Origin of the sequence: uncultured Parabacteroides sp. (assembly GCF_905196875.1) — a bacterium.
In the GTDB taxonomy this organism is placed as follows: domain Bacteria; phylum Bacteroidota; class Bacteroidia; order Bacteroidales; family Tannerellaceae; genus Parabacteroides.
The window spans coordinates 40,677-57,524 of the sequence record NZ_CAJJWO010000016.1; the positions used below are offsets into that span (position 1 = coordinate 40,677).

At 41.5% G+C, this 16,848-nt stretch carries 17 protein-coding genes; 7 read left to right on the forward strand and 10 right to left on the reverse strand.

Translation table 11 applies throughout. The features are described 5' to 3' along the window. Position 1: 1 nt before the first annotated feature. A complete protein-coding gene (gene fmt / locus QZ076_RS07830) occupies positions 2-976 on the forward strand; it encodes a methionyl-tRNA formyltransferase (protein WP_293712099.1) in 975 nt (324 codons plus the stop codon). A gap of 2 nt (positions 977-978) precedes the next feature. Beyond that, positions 979-1,353 carry a YbaN family protein gene (locus QZ076_RS07835; RefSeq protein ID WP_293712102.1) on the forward strand — a complete coding sequence of 125 codons (375 nt, stop codon included), beginning with the start codon at positions 979-981 and terminating at the stop codon, positions 1,351-1,353. A gap of 4 nt (positions 1,354-1,357) precedes the next feature. Here the strand turns inward: QZ076_RS07835 and QZ076_RS07840 are convergent, their stop codons facing one another. Beyond that, entirely contained in the window at positions 1,358-2,176 is an 819-nt protein-coding gene (locus QZ076_RS07840) for an AraC family transcriptional regulator (RefSeq protein WP_293712105.1), read from the reverse strand. Positions 2,177-2,284: 108 nt separating this feature from the next. Here QZ076_RS07840 and QZ076_RS07845 point away from each other — a divergent pair, with 108 nt between their 5' ends. Together QZ076_RS07845 and QZ076_RS07850 are read left to right on the forward strand one after the other, a co-directional pair. After that, complete coding sequence (locus QZ076_RS07845) at positions 2,285-3,292, forward strand: alpha-L-fucosidase (protein WP_293712108.1); 1,008 nt, start codon at positions 2,285-2,287, stop codon at positions 3,290-3,292. 16 nt (positions 3,293-3,308) lie between these two features. Continuing rightward, positions 3,309-4,841, forward strand: coding sequence for an alpha-L-fucosidase (locus QZ076_RS07850; protein ID WP_293712111.1), 1,533 nt, complete (start codon positions 3,309-3,311; stop codon positions 4,839-4,841). Positions 4,842-4,895: 54 nt separating this feature from the next. On the opposite strand, the gene QZ076_RS07855 is transcribed toward QZ076_RS07850, so the two are convergent. The 5 genes from QZ076_RS07855 to lpdA all read right to left on the reverse strand — a co-directional run bounded on the left by QZ076_RS07855 (position 4,896) and on the right by lpdA (position 11,007). Continuing rightward, complete coding sequence (locus QZ076_RS07855) at positions 4,896-5,438, reverse strand: flavodoxin (RefSeq protein ID WP_293712114.1); 543 nt, start codon at positions 5,436-5,438, stop codon at positions 4,896-4,898. 12 nt (positions 5,439-5,450) lie between these two features. Beyond that, positions 5,451-7,481 (reverse strand): alpha-ketoacid dehydrogenase subunit alpha/beta, encoded by a 2,031-nt coding sequence (locus tag QZ076_RS07860; protein WP_293712117.1) that lies wholly within the window; start codon positions 7,479-7,481, stop codon positions 5,451-5,453. A 15-nt stretch (positions 7,482-7,496) separates the two neighbouring features. Beyond that, the gene (locus QZ076_RS07865; RefSeq protein ID WP_293712120.1) at positions 7,497-8,801 is read right to left on the reverse strand and encodes a dihydrolipoamide acetyltransferase family protein; all 1,305 of its coding nucleotides are present in this window, start codon (positions 8,799-8,801) and stop codon (positions 7,497-7,499) included. A 116-nt stretch (positions 8,802-8,917) separates the two neighbouring features. Continuing rightward, positions 8,918-9,658, reverse strand: a complete 741-nt coding sequence (locus tag QZ076_RS07870; RefSeq protein ID WP_293712123.1) for a lipoate--protein ligase family protein — start codon at positions 9,656-9,658, stop codon at positions 8,918-8,920. After that, positions 9,658-11,007: a dihydrolipoyl dehydrogenase gene (lpdA, locus tag QZ076_RS07875; RefSeq protein WP_293712126.1), complete on the reverse strand. Its 1,350-nt coding sequence runs from the start codon at positions 11,005-11,007 to the stop codon at positions 9,658-9,660. Before lpdA ends, QZ076_RS07870 begins: the two co-directional genes overlap by 1 nt. Positions 11,008-11,198: 191 nt before the next feature. Between lpdA and QZ076_RS07880 the strand changes: the two genes are divergently transcribed. Together QZ076_RS07880 and QZ076_RS07885 are read left to right on the forward strand one after the other, a co-directional pair. After that, positions 11,199-11,432 carry a hypothetical protein gene (locus tag QZ076_RS07880; protein ID WP_293712128.1) on the forward strand — a complete coding sequence of 78 codons (234 nt, stop codon included), beginning with the start codon at positions 11,199-11,201 and terminating at the stop codon, positions 11,430-11,432. After that, positions 11,423-11,752 (forward strand): type II toxin-antitoxin system RelE/ParE family toxin, encoded by a 330-nt coding sequence (locus tag QZ076_RS07885; RefSeq protein WP_293712130.1) that lies wholly within the window; start codon positions 11,423-11,425, stop codon positions 11,750-11,752. The genes QZ076_RS07880 and QZ076_RS07885 overlap by 10 nt, the downstream gene beginning before the upstream one ends. A 57-nt stretch (positions 11,753-11,809) precedes the next feature. Here the strand turns inward: QZ076_RS07885 and QZ076_RS07890 are convergent, their stop codons facing one another. The 4 genes from QZ076_RS07890 to QZ076_RS07905 all read right to left on the reverse strand — a co-directional run bounded on the left by QZ076_RS07890 (position 11,810) and on the right by QZ076_RS07905 (position 16,300). Next, positions 11,810-12,412: a nitroreductase family protein gene (locus tag QZ076_RS07890; protein ID WP_293712132.1), complete on the reverse strand. Its 603-nt coding sequence runs from the start codon at positions 12,410-12,412 to the stop codon at positions 11,810-11,812. Between the two features lie 104 nt (positions 12,413-12,516). Further along, positions 12,517-13,230, reverse strand: coding sequence for a TetR/AcrR family transcriptional regulator (locus QZ076_RS07895; protein ID WP_293712135.1), 714 nt, complete (start codon positions 13,228-13,230; stop codon positions 12,517-12,519). 1 nt (position 13,231) lies between these two features. After that, positions 13,232-14,473, reverse strand: coding sequence for an aminotransferase class I/II-fold pyridoxal phosphate-dependent enzyme (locus QZ076_RS07900; protein ID WP_293712137.1), 1,242 nt, complete (start codon positions 14,471-14,473; stop codon positions 13,232-13,234). Between the two features lie 78 nt (positions 14,474-14,551). Continuing rightward, on the reverse strand, positions 14,552-16,300 hold the full coding sequence (locus QZ076_RS07905) for a metallophosphoesterase (RefSeq protein WP_293712140.1): 1,749 nt from the start codon (positions 16,298-16,300) through the stop codon (positions 14,552-14,554). A gap of 347 nt (positions 16,301-16,647) precedes the next feature. Here QZ076_RS07905 and QZ076_RS07910 point away from each other — a divergent pair, with 347 nt between their 5' ends. Continuing rightward, positions 16,648-16,839: a hypothetical protein gene (locus QZ076_RS07910; protein ID WP_293712143.1), complete on the forward strand. Its 192-nt coding sequence runs from the start codon at positions 16,648-16,650 to the stop codon at positions 16,837-16,839. Positions 16,840-16,848 lie beyond the last annotated feature (9 nt).

The following is a 16,848-nucleotide window of genomic DNA, read 5'->3' on the forward strand; positions in this document are numbered from 1 at the left end:
GATGGATAAAAAAGAATTACGTATTGTATATATGGGCACTCCCGACTTTGCAGTGGAGAGCCTGCGTGCCTTGGTGGAAGGGGGCTATAATGTAGTAGGAGTGATTACAATGCCGGATAAGCCGGTAGGACGTCATGGCAGTGTTTTACAGGCTAGCCCGGTAAAAGAATATGCTTTGTCGCAAAATCTCCCGGTGTTACAGCCGGAGAAGCTGAAGGATGAAGCGTTTATTTCAGACCTACGTGCCTTGAATGCTGACTTGCAGATTGTGGTTGCTTTCCGTATGCTGCCGGAAATTGTGTGGGATATGCCGCGCTTCGGAACATTCAACCTGCATGCTTCGTTGTTGCCGCAGTATCGTGGTGCAGCCCCGATCAATTGGGCGGTTATCAATGGGGATACTGAAACCGGAGTAACAACATTCTTCCTTACGCATGAGATCGATACCGGAAAAATCATCCGCCAGAAACATCTTCCGATCGCGGATACGGATAATGTAGGAGTCGTGCATGATGCTTTGATGGCAATAGGGGCAGGACTTGTTACCGAAACAGTCGATCTTTTGCTGGCAGGTGAAGTAGATGCCATTCCGCAGGAAGAGTTCTTCAAGGATGTCGCCGAGCTTCGTCCGGCTCCGAAGATATTTAAAGATACTTGTCGTATTATGTGGAAACAACCTTTAAAGAATATCTATGATTTTATTCGTGGTTTGTCTCCCTATCCGGCTGCTTGGACGGATCTGGTAGCTCCTGACGGAAGTTGCCTGACGTTGAAAGTCTATGAAACAGAGAAATATCCGGCTTCTCATAACCATACTATAGGCACGATCCATACAGACGGAAAGAGCTATATCGATGTAGCCGTAAAAGATGGATATATCCGCCTTTTATCCCTTCAGCTAGCGGGAAAGAAACGCATGGGTGTAAAAGATTTTCTGAACGGTAACAAACAAATCGGGGATTTCACAGTAGAATAAGAATGGGAGAGACCAGACGTATCATTTATATCATACTGGGGTCTTTCTTCCTGATATTGGGAGCAGTGGGCATATTTGTCCCATTGCTCCCGACTACTCCTTTCTGGCTGTTGACCTGCTGGTTTTATCTTCGCAGTTCAGAAAAGTTGTACAACCGGGCGATGAGCAACCGTTATTTTGGTTCCTATATCAGAAACTTTCTGGTAGACAAGGCTATTCCTTTACGTTCGAAGATCATTTCTGTTTCGATCATGTGGCTTTCTGCTATTCTGACCTCTCTTTATTTGATTGAATATCTCTGGGTAAAGATATTGTTGATACTTATCAGTATCGGAGTAACCTGGCATATTCTTTCTTTTCCTACCAAGAAGAAGTGAACTTTTAAAACAACAGTTCTTTTCTTTTTTTCCTGTATTCACCGGGTGTAATGCCGTAATGGTTTTTGAAGACACGTGAGAAATAGGCATCGTCATAGAATCCCAACTGATAGGCTATTTCCTTTATACTGTATTCATTGTTCAGGAGAAGGGGAAGTGCTGTATTCATCCGTAGCAATGAAATGTAATTGGCCGGAGTGGTCTTTAATGCTTTGGTGAATATCCGGTGGAAATAGTTTGGTGAAATGTTACAGCAATCTGCCAATTCCTTCAACCGGACAGATTCGGTAAAATGTTCCTTGATGTATAGAATTGCCGGTTCGATCATGCGGATCGAGTAAATATCCTGTGGCGATGTCCAGGGATATTTTTCCAACAGGGAAACGATCATGGACTGGATACCCGCCTGCATACGCAATGACTCGAGGAAATAGTCTTCGTAGGAAGCCGGCTCGCCGGAGACCAGTACTTCTATATTCGCCAGCGAGTTACTAACGAGGTCCATTGTCCCGGTAAAATTGACGACTAACGGCATCGATAACAGGCTGTGATGTATGACCAGGTCTTTCGGGATGAAATGAAGCCAGTTGGTGGAAAAAGAGTGTCGGCATTGCTGGGCTGCCAGCTTGCTTCCGTTAATAAAATATAGGTTTCCGCTTTCCAGTAAATATTCCTCGTTTTCATCGGAGAGAAAGAGCTTTCCTTCCGTGATCTGGTATATCTTGAAGCAGTTGTCTATATCCGAGTGTTTCTTATTCCAGGAATTGTTGCCTGTGTAAGTTCCTCCCGTAAGAATGTCGATCGTATGGCTTAAATGAATCATATTGCTGTTGTCTGGAATAAGATTGTACAATAATAGCCAAAAATTATACAATCCGTATGTGAAAAGGAATATTTATTTTTGCTGATACTAAATTCTAAATGTGATATCATGAAAACAATAGCAGGAAATTTGTTCGTCTGGTGTGTAATTATATTATGTGTATTTTCTGGTTGCGATCAGAAAAAGGCCACTCCTGATCCGGTCAGGGCGAAGGAAGTGGCTGATCTTCGTTTCGGAATGTTTATCTGCTGGTCGTACAGCACATTCTCCGGTAAGGAATGGACAGGTGAACCGCACGATGTCTCCTTTTTCCGGGCTACTTCCTGTAACACCGATCAATGGGCCAGAACGGCCAAAGAAGCAGGAATGAATTATATCCTGTTCCTGACAAAGCACCATGACGGTTTTTGCCTGTGGGATACCCAAACAACCGACCTGAAAGTGACTAATGCCCCGCTTAAGACCGATGTCTTGAAACAGTTGCGTGCTTCATGCGATAAATATGGTATAAAGTTGGCTCTGTACTTTTCGGAAGGGGATTGGAACTGGGAAGGTGCTGAACGTGGACGAAGCCAGAAAGGCGGAAGTAATCCAGACATGAAAAAAGCCCAGCTGAAAGAATTACTGACCCAATACGGCCCGGTGGAGTTTATCTGGTTCGATCATGCCGTAGGCGATGGAGGTCTTTCGCATGAAGAAACGACGGCATGGGTACATCAGTTTCAGCCCGATTGTTTTGCCGGTTATAATCATGGAGCGCCATCCGGTCGTTTGAGTCTGCGTGAACGGGGATGTGCAGGACCTCTTGGTGGCGACAACTTAACTTGGGTGGAAGATGCCGGAAAGAATGAAAAGGCTTATGACGGTTATCTCGTAGCTGAATTTACTTATCCGTTGCTGCCACCCCACGAAGGCGGTGCAGACTGGTTCTACTCTTTGCCGCAGCATGACTCGTTGGCTTTCCCAGCAGAAAAAATCTATAAGGATTATAAGGAGGCTGTTGAATATGGAAATATCTTTTCATTGAATATCGGCCCGGATTATAACGGGAATATTCGTGATATAGATTGTAAAGTGCTCCGGGAAGTGGGGCGGATGATAAAAGAGAATAAATAGAAAATTCATGATCTGTATGAAAAAACTGGATAATCTGTTACTGGGAGCCGCCCTTTGTTCCCTGATAGCTTGCAGCAATAAGCAAAAAGAGATATATGTCAACTCTTGTACCTTCCCGGAAGGGGCAAGTGTAGAAGAGAAGATCCGCTTATCGGCTCATGTTGTTCCCTCTGCTCGGCAGCTGGAATGGCAGCAAATGGAGTTTACCGGCTTTATTTGTTATGGTGTAAATACTTTTACCGACGTGGAATGGGGTACCGGAAAAGAAGATCCGGCAATATTTAACCCGACAGAACTGGATGCCGGACAATGGGTACGTACAGCCAAAGATGCCGGCATGAAAATGATCTTGCTTACCTGTAAACACCATGACGGTTTTTGTCTGTGGCCATCGGCCTATACGGATTTTTCAGTTGCCGCGACTCCCTGGAAAGAGGGTAAAGGTGATTTGGTGCGTGATGTTGCGGAAGCTTGTAAGGAGCAGGGACTGAAGTTTGCTGTTTATCTGTCTCCGTGGGATCAGAATCATCCGGACTACGGAACTGAGCGGTATAATGATTTTTTTGTTGATCAGCTGACGGAACTTCTGACGCAGTATGGCCCTGTGGCTGAAGTTTGGTTTGATGGTGCCTGTGGCGAGGGACCGAACGGTAAAAAGCAAGTATATGATTTTAAACGTTACTACGATGTGATCCGTCGTTTGCAACCTCAGGCTGTTATTGCCGTTATGGGACCTGATGTCAGATGGGTGGGAACGGAGAGTGGTTACGGTCGCGATACGGAATGGAGTACGCTGCCTGCAGCGGCTACCAGTTTGTCGGATATTGCCGAGTCGTCCCAGCAGGAAGCGGGAAGCGGAACATTCCTACCGGTAGGTAATATGATGGAGGATGATCTGGGTAGCCGTAAGTTGCTGGCTGATGCCAAAGGTGTGATCTGGTATCCGTCTGAAGTGGATGTCTCTATCCGTCCGGGTTGGTATTATCATGCTTCCGAAGATACATTGGTTAAATCTTCCCGGAAACTGATTGATATTTATTATAGCTCGATCGGAAAGAATTCGTTATTACTATTGAACCTGCCTCCCGATAAACGGGGATTAATCCATGAGAATGACGTATCAAGTCTGATGAACATGCAGCGGATACTGCGAAAGACTTTTGAAAAGAATCTGATTGCCGGAGCCGGGGTGTCTTCCGGTAATATCAGCCGGCTGCTCGATGGACGGTTGGATACTTACTGGCAGGGTTCTCCCGGTAAAAACGTACTGGAGATATCCTTTGATAGGGATCAGGTCTTCGATCGGCTTCTTTTGCAGGAAAATATAACCGAAGGACAACGGATAGAGCAGTTTGTTCTGGAATGTCTGGTTGGAGATAGTTGGGTACCGGTAACGGAAGGGACGACAATAGGATATAAGCGGATCCTCCGGTTTGACCCGGTGCGTTGCAGTAAGGCACGTATCGTTGTTCGTGAATCGAGGGATGTCCCCCAGATCTCAGAAATAGGTTTTTATAAGGCATCCGACGAAGAAGCAATGATGGAATAATCTCTTTCATAAGAATAAGGTCTTACAGATATTTCTCTGCAAGACCTTATTTTATTAACAATTGAATGAATTATCGGCAGATGATATATCTTTCTCAAATTCACTCTTTAGTTGGTCGACCCACTTCCTGATTCGCTCATCTGTCTTATCGGGCTGGTTTTCGATATCCAGTGCCAATCCCATGAACATTCCTTTTTTCAATGCCTGGGATTGGTTGAAGTTATATCCTTCTGCAGATGTATACCCTATCAGGATTGCTCCCCGGTTAACAAATGCTTTTGCCAGATAGCCGATCGCATCGACGAAATTATCCGGATATTTCACCTGATCTCCTAATCCGAAAACGGCAACTTTCTTTCCTTTCAAATCGGCAGATGTTACTACCGGCATTACTTCATCCCAATAATCCGGTAATTCTCCGTCAAACCAGGTTGACGAACCGGCAATGATATGATCGTATGCCTCGAAATCTGCTTCTCCTGAATTCTCAACCGGGATAATATCGACCTGGATATCATGGAATGCTTCTTTTACTTTTTGGGCGACTGCTGCTGTTTTTGCTGTAGACGAACCATAAAATAATCCTATCTTTTTCATATCTCGTTATAATTAATAATCCAACAATTCTTTGGCTGCCTTATAAATTTTCTCTTCATCCGGAAGGATCGCCTTTTCAAGTACCGGATGGAAGCCTACCGGGGTAAATATCGAACCGACCCGCTGTATAGGGGCATCCAGATACCGGAATAACTCCGATCCGATTATACTGGCTATCTCTGCTCCGAAGCCGGAGAACACTTTGTCTTCATGTACGATCAGAACCTTACTTGTCTTTTTTACGGACTCGAATATCGTTTCCTTATCCAGCGGAATCAATGAACGGATGTCGATCACTTCCACATTCCGGTCGTGTTCTTTCTGTAGGCGTTCCGCAACATTCAAACAGAGGTGTGTAGTGTTGCCATAGGTGATGATACTCATGTCTTCTCCTGGACGGCGGATGCGAGCTTTGCCGAAAGGAACCTCGAAGTCGTCGGGTACAACAGTAGCCGCTTCTGTGGCATTATAAAGAGCTTTGGGTTCCAGGAATAAAGTGAAACCTTTGGAACGCATACTAGTGCGAAGCAAACCGGCTGCATCATCGGCAAAGGAAGGATAGACGATACGTGCTCCCGGCAAAGTGGTCAATGCTCCTTCTATAGTTTGAGAATGATACAAACCTCCGCCGATATAGCCACCGGAAGCAAGTCGCAAGGTGATGTTCGGAGTAAATTGCCCGTAGCTTCTCCAGTATTCATGCGTACATTCCACATATTGCTCGATGGCAGGCCAGAAGTAATCGGCAAATTCCGCTCCTTCAATTACGACATGTATTTTCGGGTCGAACCGGCACATTCCGTTCGCTGATCCGACGATATAATCTTCTGCAATCGGGGCATTGAACACGCGTGCATCTCCAAATTCCTGCTGCATGCCTTTCGATATATTGAATACACCACCTTTGTCCTTGTTGGCAATATCCTGCCCCCAGATGAAAGTATCCGGGTTGTGCCGGAATTCGGCTTTCAGGGTTTTATTGATGGCGGTAGCCAATGTTTCCTTTTCACCGGCTTCGTTTTGTATTCCGTTTATATATTTCTTTGGAATATAAGGTTCCGGTAATACGAAATCAGTGACGGTGGCAGGATCCGGATCAGGAGCGGCCAGCGCTTTCCGGTTGGCTGCACTCAGGTCTTTTCTGGCCTTTTCTTCGATCTCTTTCAGTTCTTCTTCGGTAAAACGTTTATAACGGAGAAGCATACGGCGGAACTTCTGCAAAGGATCAGCGGCCTTTACGTAGTTCAATTCGTTCTCATCCCTGTATAAGGTGTGTTTATCCGAGTTGGAGTGAGAGCCGATACGCACACAGTTGGCCTGTACGATTACCGGAATCCGGTTAAGCGCATATTCTTTGGCTTCCGTCATGGCGTTCATCGAGTCGAACACGTCTTTACCGTTGCAATGAATGATCTTCAGATTCTTAAAACCGGAGAAGTTATCGGCTACCTTGCGGTTGGCCGTTTGGTCTTCTTTCGGTACGGATATTCCGTATCCGTTATCCTGAATGACGAATATAACTGGCAGTCTTTCCGTACTGGCTCCGTTAATCGCTTCGTATACGAACCCTTCGGATGTGGCCGATTCACCGTGAGAGGTAATGGCTACTCCTTTGTGTTTGTAATAGACCATTGCCCTGCCTACACCGGCAGCATGCAGGTCGTGGGTACCTGTGGCGGAAGATATGTTCTCGATATTCCATTCCATTTTTGAGAAATGGTTCGACATATGGCGTCCGGCACTTGTCAGGTCGGTTGCTTTTGAGATCCCATTCAGTATGAGCTCTTCGGCAGTCATTCCGGCTGATAATACCGTCAGCATATCCCGGTAGTAGGGGAACAGGAAATCTTCTCCTTTTTTGAATACCTGTCCGATCGCCAGCTGAATGCCGTCATGTCCTGCATAAGGAGCATAAAACGACCAGCCCAGCGATTGTAACAGGTAAGAAGGGGCCTTTTCATCGAGAGCCCGTCCTAATGTCATCAGATAAAACCATTTTTTCAGGGTTTCTTTGTCTGTATTCTTTATATCGTACTTTTTCATTTTTGAACATATTAATTATTGATTCCAGTTTTCCAGATAATCGGCGATACGGCGCAGGAATGTTCCGCCCAATGTTCCGTTGATGATCCGATGATCGTATGATAACGAGAGGTACATCTTATGGCGGATACCGATCGTGTCGCCTTCCGGTGTTTCAATCACGGCCGGTTTTTTCTCAATGTAACCGACTCCCAGAATAGCAACCTGGGGCTGGTTAATGATCGGCGTGCCGAATAGGTTCTTGAACGTGCCGAAATTAGTGATTGTAAAGGTGCCTCCCTGTATATCGTCCGGTGACAGTTTGTTATCACGGGCTTTGTTTGCCAGTGTATCGATGGCTATAGCCAGGCCATTCAGGTTTAACTTGTCGGCATCATGAACAACCGGGACGATCAGATTCCCGTCATTTAATGAAACGGCAATACCTACGTTAATATGTTTTTTCAGGATCATCTGATAACCTTCTACCGACGCGTTTACCTGTGGGAAATCGGCCAAAGCTTTGGCTGTCGCTTCTGTAATGGCCGGCATATAAGTCAGGCTGATGCCTTCGCGCTTTTGAAAAGCCTCTTTATTGCGGGTCCGCCATTGTACCAGTTTGGTCACATCTACTTCCACTACTGTAGTAACATGCGGAGAAACCTTCTTGGATAACACCATGTGGTCTGCGATAATACGGCGTACACGATCCATTTCGACGATCTTGTCTTCGCTGGTCGCTGATGACGGAGTGGGAGGCACAGAAGGAGCAGCTGCCGGGGCTGTTTTGGCTTGCGGGGCAGGTTCCGCTTTTCTTTCCGGTACAGCCTGTACGGACGGTTGAGCTTGTTGTTTTGTCGTTGTGCTCTTCTTGCCGGAAAGATAATCTTTCATATCTTTCTTGCTCAGGCGTCCCATATAACCGGTTCCCGGGATATGATCCATTTCCTCTTTACTTAGGTTGGCTTCCTGTGCCATCTGAAGAACCACAGGCGAATACCATCTTTCATCCTCTTTAGCGGCCACTACACTTGCTGCATTGTTGACTGCTTCTTCCTTTTGGGGCGTAGTATTATTGTCTGGGATCTCATCTTCAGATCCTTCCAACTGAATGATGGCGACAGTTGTACCAACAGCCACTGTATCGCCTTCATTAAATAATATCTTAAATACTTTGCCGGCGACGGGAGAAGGTATCTCCGCGCTTACCTTTGCCGTGCTTACTTCAAAAAGCACATCATCTTCATTTACCTGATCACCTATTTTTACGGACCAGGAGATAATGGTCCCTTCTGTAACGCTTTCACCCAACTTGGGCATCTTTATTTCAAATGTAGCCATAGTTAATTAATCTTTTTGCTTTTGTTCTTTCGCCGGATAAGGTCTATCGACCTCTATGCGTTTTGTTTTACTCTATCGTTAAATTAGAACAAAGGTCAGACAAGGAAAGTTCTATTTTACAGAGGGTAAGTGTTGTAAATCCAGTTTTTGTCGGCATATTTGTTATTCCTTAACAACCGGATATTTTCCAGATCATCCTGGCTGAATTCGTAATAATGATTATTCTCGTTGTTGTTGAAGAAATAATCCATCAGTAAGCTTTTAAATCCATCGATAGTGGTTGGCTGCGGAAGTAAACCGGACAGGTTGGTGACCGGGCTTTTAACCGATTTGACGAAATAAGGATGTGGAATAACCCTGTCGGAAGAAGAGATGTCCGACGACTGAAGGGATCGGTTTAGTATATCCAGGTCTGTTGAAAATAACAGGGTAGCATGATGCATCATCCTGCGTTTGTGGATGGCCTGGGCACTACCGGATATTTTCAATCCGTCAATGGTTAAGCCTTGTCGTTCATCTGCCTGTGCATGGACTCCGGCTGTTTCGAGAAAACGGATGATATTTTCAGTGAACCGGATGGAGTCAATCTGGCTACTGTTCTCGATGAAAGTAAGGTTCAGGTTTCCCATATCGTGGTATACCGCACCTCCTCCGGAGAAACGGCGGGCGACTCTGATCTGTTTTTCCTTTATATATTCAAGATCCGTTTCCGCCCATATATTCTGATGTTTCCCGATAACGACGGCCGGTTCATTCTGCCACAGCATAAAAATATCTTCCGGAAAGTTCTTTAAAAGATATTCTTCCGCAGCTAGATTGAACCAAGCGTCTGTATGGGTATTGTAAATGCAAAGCATTACATGTATAAACTTTCATGAATAACTTCTCCGACTGTCGGATGGGGGAAGATATTCTTTTTGAATTGTTCGGTTGTGTAACCGTTTTCCACAGCTATACCAGCGGCAATAATGATTTCGGATGCCGGATTTCCAAGCAGGTGGCAACCGATGATGCGATCATCCGTATCGGTAATCAGTTTGCATAATCCTGTACCGGTTTCGTTCTCGGCCATAAAACGACCTGAATAAGTCATTGGGATCTTCACTACATTATACGCGATGCCTTCTGTTTTCAATTCTTCTTCCGTTTTTCCTACACCTGCTACTTCCGGGTTGGTATAAACGACGGCAGGGATAGCTTTATAGCTCATCCGGTCTTCACGTCCCAACAAATGGTTAATAGCCACTTCCGCTTCCCTGTAAGCCGTATGGGCCAGCATGGAGAAACCGGTGATATCACCACAGGCATACACATTCGGATGTGAGGTCTGCATGTATTCGTTCACTTTTACACCGTTACGGAGAAGTTCGACCGACAGTGCTTCAATTCCCAGATTACGGATGTTGGCTCTGCGGCCTACACTGACCAGTATTTTATCCGCTTCAATAGTTTCAGTCTTCCCGTCTTTTTCCACGATCACATTGTTTTGTGTAACCTCGATCACTTTTGTTTCAAGAAAGAACTCGACACCTCTTTTAGAATATTCTGCCCGTAGCATGGCTGAAGTTTCCTTATCCATAGCCCCGAGTATCTCCGGCATCATTTCGATTACCTTCACTTTAACACCCATACTGTTAAAGAATGAAGCAAATTCGATGCCGATCACTCCACCTCCGATAATAGCAATCGATTGGGGAAGCTCTTTCATGTCCAGTGCTTCTTTTGAAGTCCAGTACGCTACGTCCGACAATCCTTTGATAGGAGGGATGACTGTCTCCGAACCTGTACACAGCAGGATATTTTTAACAGCAAACACTTCCTCACCGCACTGGATCAGGATATATCCGTCTTCTTCTCCCCGGGTCAAAGCTTCTCCCTGCACGATTGTCACACCGTTACCGTTGAGCTTGGCCTTGACACCGAGTGTCAGTTTCTTTACGGTCTTATTCTTCCGTGCGATGATCTTACCCAGATCGAAGCCCGGAGCAGCATCCGCCTGTATTCCGTATTTGGACGCACTCTTTATGCTATCCAGTATTTTGGCTGAATATAATAACGTCTTGGTGGGGATACACCCCTCATTCAGGCAGACTCCTCCAATGGCATTTTTCTCAAAGAGAATCGTTTTTAACCCATTTTCGGCAGCACGTTCACCGGCAGTGTAACCCGCCGGCCCTCCACCGATAATGGCTATATCGTATTTCATAATGGATGAACTTTAATTATTTGAAAATCTAAGATAAAAAACCTTTGTAAGTATTTTATACTTTTATATAGTATATAAACAGTCGTAATTTCTGTTTTGTTGTGGAGATAAATTTGTTATTAGAAAATAAAGAAGTAATATTTTGATCTGAATGATTTATTTATGTAGTTTTGTGGAAAATCAATAATAAAATGGCAAAAAAATTGCATTCATACGAATTAGGAGATAATAAACCCTCTCCCAAGTTAGAGGAGTCTGCTGTTGCTTATATTTCTGTTAACTTGCGAGATAATTATTTAGGGGTTGTCTCCGAAGAGCTGTTCAGAAGTGCTATATCGAAGGCTGTTTCCGACTTTGAGAATGGATTGGCTATACCTCATAACAAGATAGATGAGTTGGTGAAAACTCGAATGGGATGGAAATAATTTGGTCATCCTTAGCAACGGAAGGGCTTCTCTCCATATTAGAATATGTTGAAGCTGATTTTGGGAGCCATGTATCCCAGCGAGTATATACAGATTTGACGGGATATATAGAAACTTTAGCCCAATTTCCTGGTTTAGGTATCCTTGATGAATTATTTTCTACCACAAGTTTAGAAGTTCGTTATTTGATTTTCAAGCAAAATATAATTTATTACTTGGTCAATAAGGAAACAATATATCTTTTGTCGATTGCAAATTCGAATCAATCTCCAGAGCGTATACGAAAAGTAATATCAGATTATTTGCGGTCATATAAATGAAGAACGTTTTGAAGTCTAAAAGAGTCTCCAAAACGTTCTTTTTATGTATGAACTATTTTATTTGAATACCAACACCCTTTCGCTCAAAGGTCTGAACTCTTTCTCGCCCGGTTCTTTGGTCGGTGTTCCGAAGGGCATTTGGGCGATCAGTTTCCAGTTGGGGTTGATGTTCCATTCCGCTTGTGCCATTTCATCGATCAATGGATTATAATGTTGCAGGGAAGCACCCAGGCCGGCATCTTCCAGCATTGTCCATATAGCGAACTGATGCATCGCTGATGTTTGCTGCGACCATACCGGGAAATTGTCTTTGTAGCTTGGAAATGCTTTCTGCAAATTCTCCACCACTTCCATATCTTCGTAAAACAGGATGGTGCCATATCCGCAATCGAAACTGGTGTTTATTTTGGCAAGCGTTTTTTCGAACGCATCTGCCGGAACGATAACACGCAGGGCTTCTTTTGTGATATCCCAGAACTTCTTATGATTTTCACCCAAAAGTAGAACAACCCTTGTCGATTGCGAATTGAATGCCGAAGGTACGTTTGTCACTGCAAAATCGATAATCTCTTTAATTTCATTGTCTGATATAGGAGAACTGTTAGTGATATTATAATAGGATCTCCTGTGCTTTACCGCTTCTTTAAAATTTTTAGCCATATTCATTGTAAGTTTTTTATGTATCTATTTTGATAATATAACCATTTAGGCAGCTGTTTTGTTGCTGAAATTTTATTAGAAGCATAAATCTGTGTTTGTGTAGGTTATAGTATTTTTATTATGTCTATTGGTAATTCTGTACAAGATGATATGGTTTCTATATCTATATTGTTCTTTTTCATTTTGATCGCGATGTTAATTATTTTTGTATTTTCAGATTTTTCCTCAAATAGTAATTCTATTAAATAACTGAGTGCATTAAATATGCGCTTTTCACCATTTTCACTATTGATATCTATTCCGCTAAATGTACTCAGATGACTGTGCAAAACTAGATAATATATTCCACCAACAATGAGCGATGAAATAGCAACGATATCGATAGAAGATTGTTCAAATTTTTTTTCATACTCTTTGGCTATGGGAAGAGTATGAAATTCTCTTAGTTGAGCTGTTCTCCTAGCGATATCATTATCTGTGGCTAACTCCCATTTTAAGATTTGTTGCATTACAATATTGCTTTTAAGCGATCTTAATAAGTTAGCCATAATATTGTTGTATAATTTTTCGTCACATTCAGATGCTTTACTTTTTTGTATAACATCACTAAACCAATAGTCGTATTTTTTTACAAAGTGATTTATAAAGTCAAGTAAATTCTCATATCTTTTGTAAAATACAACTGGTTCAATTTTTGCATCTTTTATTATATCAGTCACTAAAAGACCAGAGATTCCTTTTTTTTTAATTAAACTGATTGCTGCATCTGTTATATTTTTTTCGATATCTTCATTTGATCTCCTTTTCTTCTCTTTCATTTTATCTTTTGAATATTAAAGTTTTATTTATTTCTTCTAGTGAATAAATTAACTTATCCAAATCGGCCTTTGTATGCGTGGAAAGAACGCTTATTCTTAATCTAGCCTCTTTAACTCGCACGGCAGGATAAACTATTGGAATTGTAAATATACCTATTTCTCTTAACATTTTTGCAATTGTGTATACTTTTTTATTATCTCTGATCATAACAGGGAATATGGGTGACGTAGATTTACCTATATCAAAATTTCGCTTAGTAAGTTCATTTCTCAAGTAATTTGTATTATCCCACAATTTTCTTCGAATAGCAGGTTCTGACTTCATAATATCCAATGCTTTTGTAACAGAGGCAGTCACTTGCGGAGTAATAGCGGCAGAAAAGACATTGCTATCAGCATAAAATCTTAGATACTGAATAATTTTTGCAGAAGCTGCAACAAATCCGCCAACGCATCCGAATGACTTGCTAAAAGTTCCCGTTATAATATCTATCATTCCAAGGCAGTTAAAGTATTCTGCAGTTCCGCGCCCTGTGTCTCCCATGACACCAATGCCATGAGCATCATCCATCATGAGCATGGCACCATATTTATGACATAGTTTTATGATCTCCGGAAGTTTAGATAGATCTCCATCTTGTGAATAAACACCATCTATTATTACAAGTTTAGTTTTGAATTTATCTTTAACATCTTTCAATGCAATTTCCAAATATTCAAGATTGTTATGACCAATGTGTTTTATATGTGTATCTTTTAGTCCGGCAAGTGTACTGGTGTGGATAAACGAATCGATTAGGGCAATATCATTTGTTCCTAAGATAGCCCTTAATAGACCTGCATTAGCACCAAAACCGGATGAAAAGAGGAGAGCATCTTCTTGTCCTACAAAGTGTGCTATTTTTTCCTCCAAGTTGCGATGGATATCAAAATATCCACCTATCACCTGGGCGGCACATGCTCCAGTTCCATATTTCATTATAGCATTTATTCCTGCTTCTTTTGTTTCTATTCTTTGAGACATTCCCAAATAGTCATTTGAAACAAAACTAATCACAGGGGAGGATGTGTCTTCAACATCCATTCTGGCTCCAACCCCTGAACTTGACCGTGTCCAATAGCTTTTGGGGCCAATTTCGTTTAACTGTTCAATGTAGTTTTGAAAACGGTTACTTCTATCTATGAGACTTTCATTTGTTGATAGTTCAAAATCCTTTAAGGTGTAAAGTTTATTGTTTTCCATAAGTTGCAATATATAAATTGATTACAAAATTATCGTATATCTTATCTTACAAGGTAATTTAAATGTAAGTATACAGTGTTATTGATGGGATAAATAGAATGTACTTCCGATCTTATTAATCTGATTTCGTTTTTCAAAGCTGAATAAAGATATTTCCCAGTTATTTTCTTTATTATTACCTTCATACTCCTGCAATACTACGAACGTGCGTTCCGGCATGTTGGGCGCCCATTTCTTATCGATCCATGTGCCTGAATTCACGTATACACTATTACCAATATTCGTAATTGTTGCTTCATGAGTATGTCCAAACACAACAATCCGTTTAGGATTGGTCGTTTCTTCGATATATTGACTTTTGGCCAGGTTTTCAAAAGTGTTATTCATTATACCTGCGACTAAGCCTGTTTCAAATGGTACCTTTTCAGTATTCAACACCCCATTTGCTTTTAATCGTTTGTTCCATTCCTCCGCTTCAAATGATGTCCGGTATAAAAGTGGTTTTCGACATTTGTCCGGATCAGTCGTTACATACCAATCACTCACATCTTTAAGTGTATAATCCCGAGTGAGACCATCAATATTAGTCTTAATATATTTGCCTGAAATTTCTTCACTGACCGGCTTTGTCGAAAGGATGAGAGGCCAAGCAAGGGCCAATTCAAACCAGTTTTTTTTATCTTCGGTGTAACTGTTCGCGAAGTTAGGTAGTATGGCTTTGCTTCGTTTAAAGCTTGCTGCTTCCAAATCAGAAGAAGAAGCTATTTTTGAAACAAAAAATCCGGGAGGAAGAATGCTGTTATCGTTTACTTGATCGATCCCTTTATTAGAAAGGGGATCTGGGGCATTAAAATAGTCATAGCGATGTCCATGTTCAATTACAATATACTCTCTAGGCTCATAACGGCCTAGTCCTTGCATATCGCGTGATTGGGTTATAACGTCTTTCCCAAAATAAAAATCGAAATCCTCGGCTGTTACTAGCATATCATGGTTTCCCGGCAGATATACAATTTCGACTTCGTGCTGATGCAGTTCTTTTAGTTTATTGACTATCTCTTGATTGGCTACGATTATTTTCCCGACAAATTCATGTTGACTAATCTGGTTTCCATACTCATCAGCAAAAGTTTCTGTATTCATGGGGGCTACCCATTCATCCATAAAGTCTCCCGCAATGACCAGTTTATCTAATAAGTGAGAGTTTACAATTAGATAGTCAATAAACTCGGAGAAAAGTTGTTTGTTATCTTTGAACCAGCAATATCCTCTGTCTTGACTTCTTTGATCGCCCATGTGAATATCACTTACAATCACTATTGCTTTCTTGTTTTGTGTGGATTCTGGCAGATCAGAGTCTAAGCAATCTTTCCCACCTACGTAAAACATTCCGTCAACCTCTTTTTCCAAGATAGAACCACTCGTTGAAATGAGCTCAGTTGTAATATTCAACTGAAATAGTGCATGTGAATCGAATTTATTTTTTTTGGGCAACTTCAAATAGAGAATGTTTTTCTTATCATTGGCCGAAGTGATTTCTGGAGAAAGTATCTGGGCTTCCGTCGATCCTCTATAAAATGCTTTCATATGAATTCCATTTGATATAGAATTTTCATAAATAGGTTCACTAAAAGTAAGTATAATCTCCTGGACACTATCTTCTGCTAAAAAAAGAATGTTTTTACTTTCCAATAAATTGACATTAATACTCACAGTCATAAATTCGCCACTTCTCACAGGTTCATTCTCTTCTTCTTTTTCACAACTAATGAGGATAAGAAGAGATACAATAGATAACAAAACTTGTTTATTTAGGTATTTTTTCATTTTGTTGCGTAATTAGATTTCATTTTATATGAGTGCTCAAATATATAACTTCCTGCTATATTCTTTCGTAAATTTAATGCAATAAAAATTGTGTTGTATAGCATACGTGAGTGATTCTATACCATCTTATCCAGATTTGTGTATATGAAATATATGACATATGACAATGTATTAAGGGATATGTGTAATTTTTCATTAGATAGTCTTGTGCAATACAATATATATTGTATATTTGTCGAATAAATAATAAATTGTAATGTTTGCTTTATATATGATACTAGTATCTGTTATCGCAAAAATATATTCTATATGTCACACTATGTATTATTAACCTAAATATTATTATCATGAAAGTGAAGATTTTTATTACGATTTTAGGTGTAGTAGCCACCTCTATGGCGTTTGCACAAAGTTTGCAGAAGCAGTATTATGATAATACTTTCAACCTCGGTGGTGATGTTATAATTAAATCGTCAGAAATTGCACGAAGCAACAAAGATGAAATTAGTAAAACATTTTCACAAAAAATTTATATATAAATAGGGAGG

Coding starts and splice junctions, on each gene's coding strand:
- fmt (WP_293712099.1), top strand. CDS start 2: ATGGATAAAAAAGAATTACGTATTGTATATATGGGCACTCCCGACTTT.
- QZ076_RS07835 (WP_293712102.1), top strand. CDS start 979: ATGGGAGAGACCAGACGTATCATTTATATCATACTGGGGTCTTTCTTC.
- QZ076_RS07840 (WP_293712105.1), bottom strand. CDS start 2,176: ATGATTCATTTAAGCCATACGATCGACATTCTTACGGGAGGAACTTAC.
- QZ076_RS07845 (WP_293712108.1), top strand. CDS start 2,285: ATGAAAACAATAGCAGGAAATTTGTTCGTCTGGTGTGTAATTATATTA.
- QZ076_RS07850 (WP_293712111.1), top strand. CDS start 3,309: ATGAAAAAACTGGATAATCTGTTACTGGGAGCCGCCCTTTGTTCCCTG.
- QZ076_RS07855 (WP_293712114.1), bottom strand. CDS start 5,438: ATGAAAAAGATAGGATTATTTTATGGTTCGTCTACAGCAAAAACAGCA.
- QZ076_RS07860 (WP_293712117.1), bottom strand. CDS start 7,481: ATGAAAAAGTACGATATAAAGAATACAGACAAAGAAACCCTGAAAAAA.
- QZ076_RS07865 (WP_293712120.1), bottom strand. CDS start 8,801: ATGGCTACATTTGAAATAAAGATGCCCAAGTTGGGTGAAAGCGTTACA.
- QZ076_RS07870 (WP_293712123.1), bottom strand. CDS start 9,658: ATGCTTTGCATTTACAATACCCATACAGACGCTTGGTTCAATCTAGCT.
- lpdA (WP_293712126.1), bottom strand. CDS start 11,007: ATGAAATACGATATAGCCATTATCGGTGGAGGGCCGGCGGGTTACACT.
- QZ076_RS07880 (WP_293712128.1), top strand. CDS start 11,199: ATGGCAAAAAAATTGCATTCATACGAATTAGGAGATAATAAACCCTCT.
- QZ076_RS07885 (WP_293712130.1), top strand. CDS start 11,423: ATGGAAATAATTTGGTCATCCTTAGCAACGGAAGGGCTTCTCTCCATA.
- QZ076_RS07890 (WP_293712132.1), bottom strand. CDS start 12,412: ATGGCTAAAAATTTTAAAGAAGCGGTAAAGCACAGGAGATCCTATTAT.
- QZ076_RS07895 (WP_293712135.1), bottom strand. CDS start 13,230: ATGAAAGAGAAGAAAAGGAGATCAAATGAAGATATCGAAAAAAATATA.
- QZ076_RS07900 (WP_293712137.1), bottom strand. CDS start 14,473: ATGGAAAACAATAAACTTTACACCTTAAAGGATTTTGAACTATCAACA.
- QZ076_RS07905 (WP_293712140.1), bottom strand. CDS start 16,300: ATGAAAAAATACCTAAATAAACAAGTTTTGTTATCTATTGTATCTCTT.
- QZ076_RS07910 (WP_293712143.1), top strand. CDS start 16,648: ATGAAAGTGAAGATTTTTATTACGATTTTAGGTGTAGTAGCCACCTCT.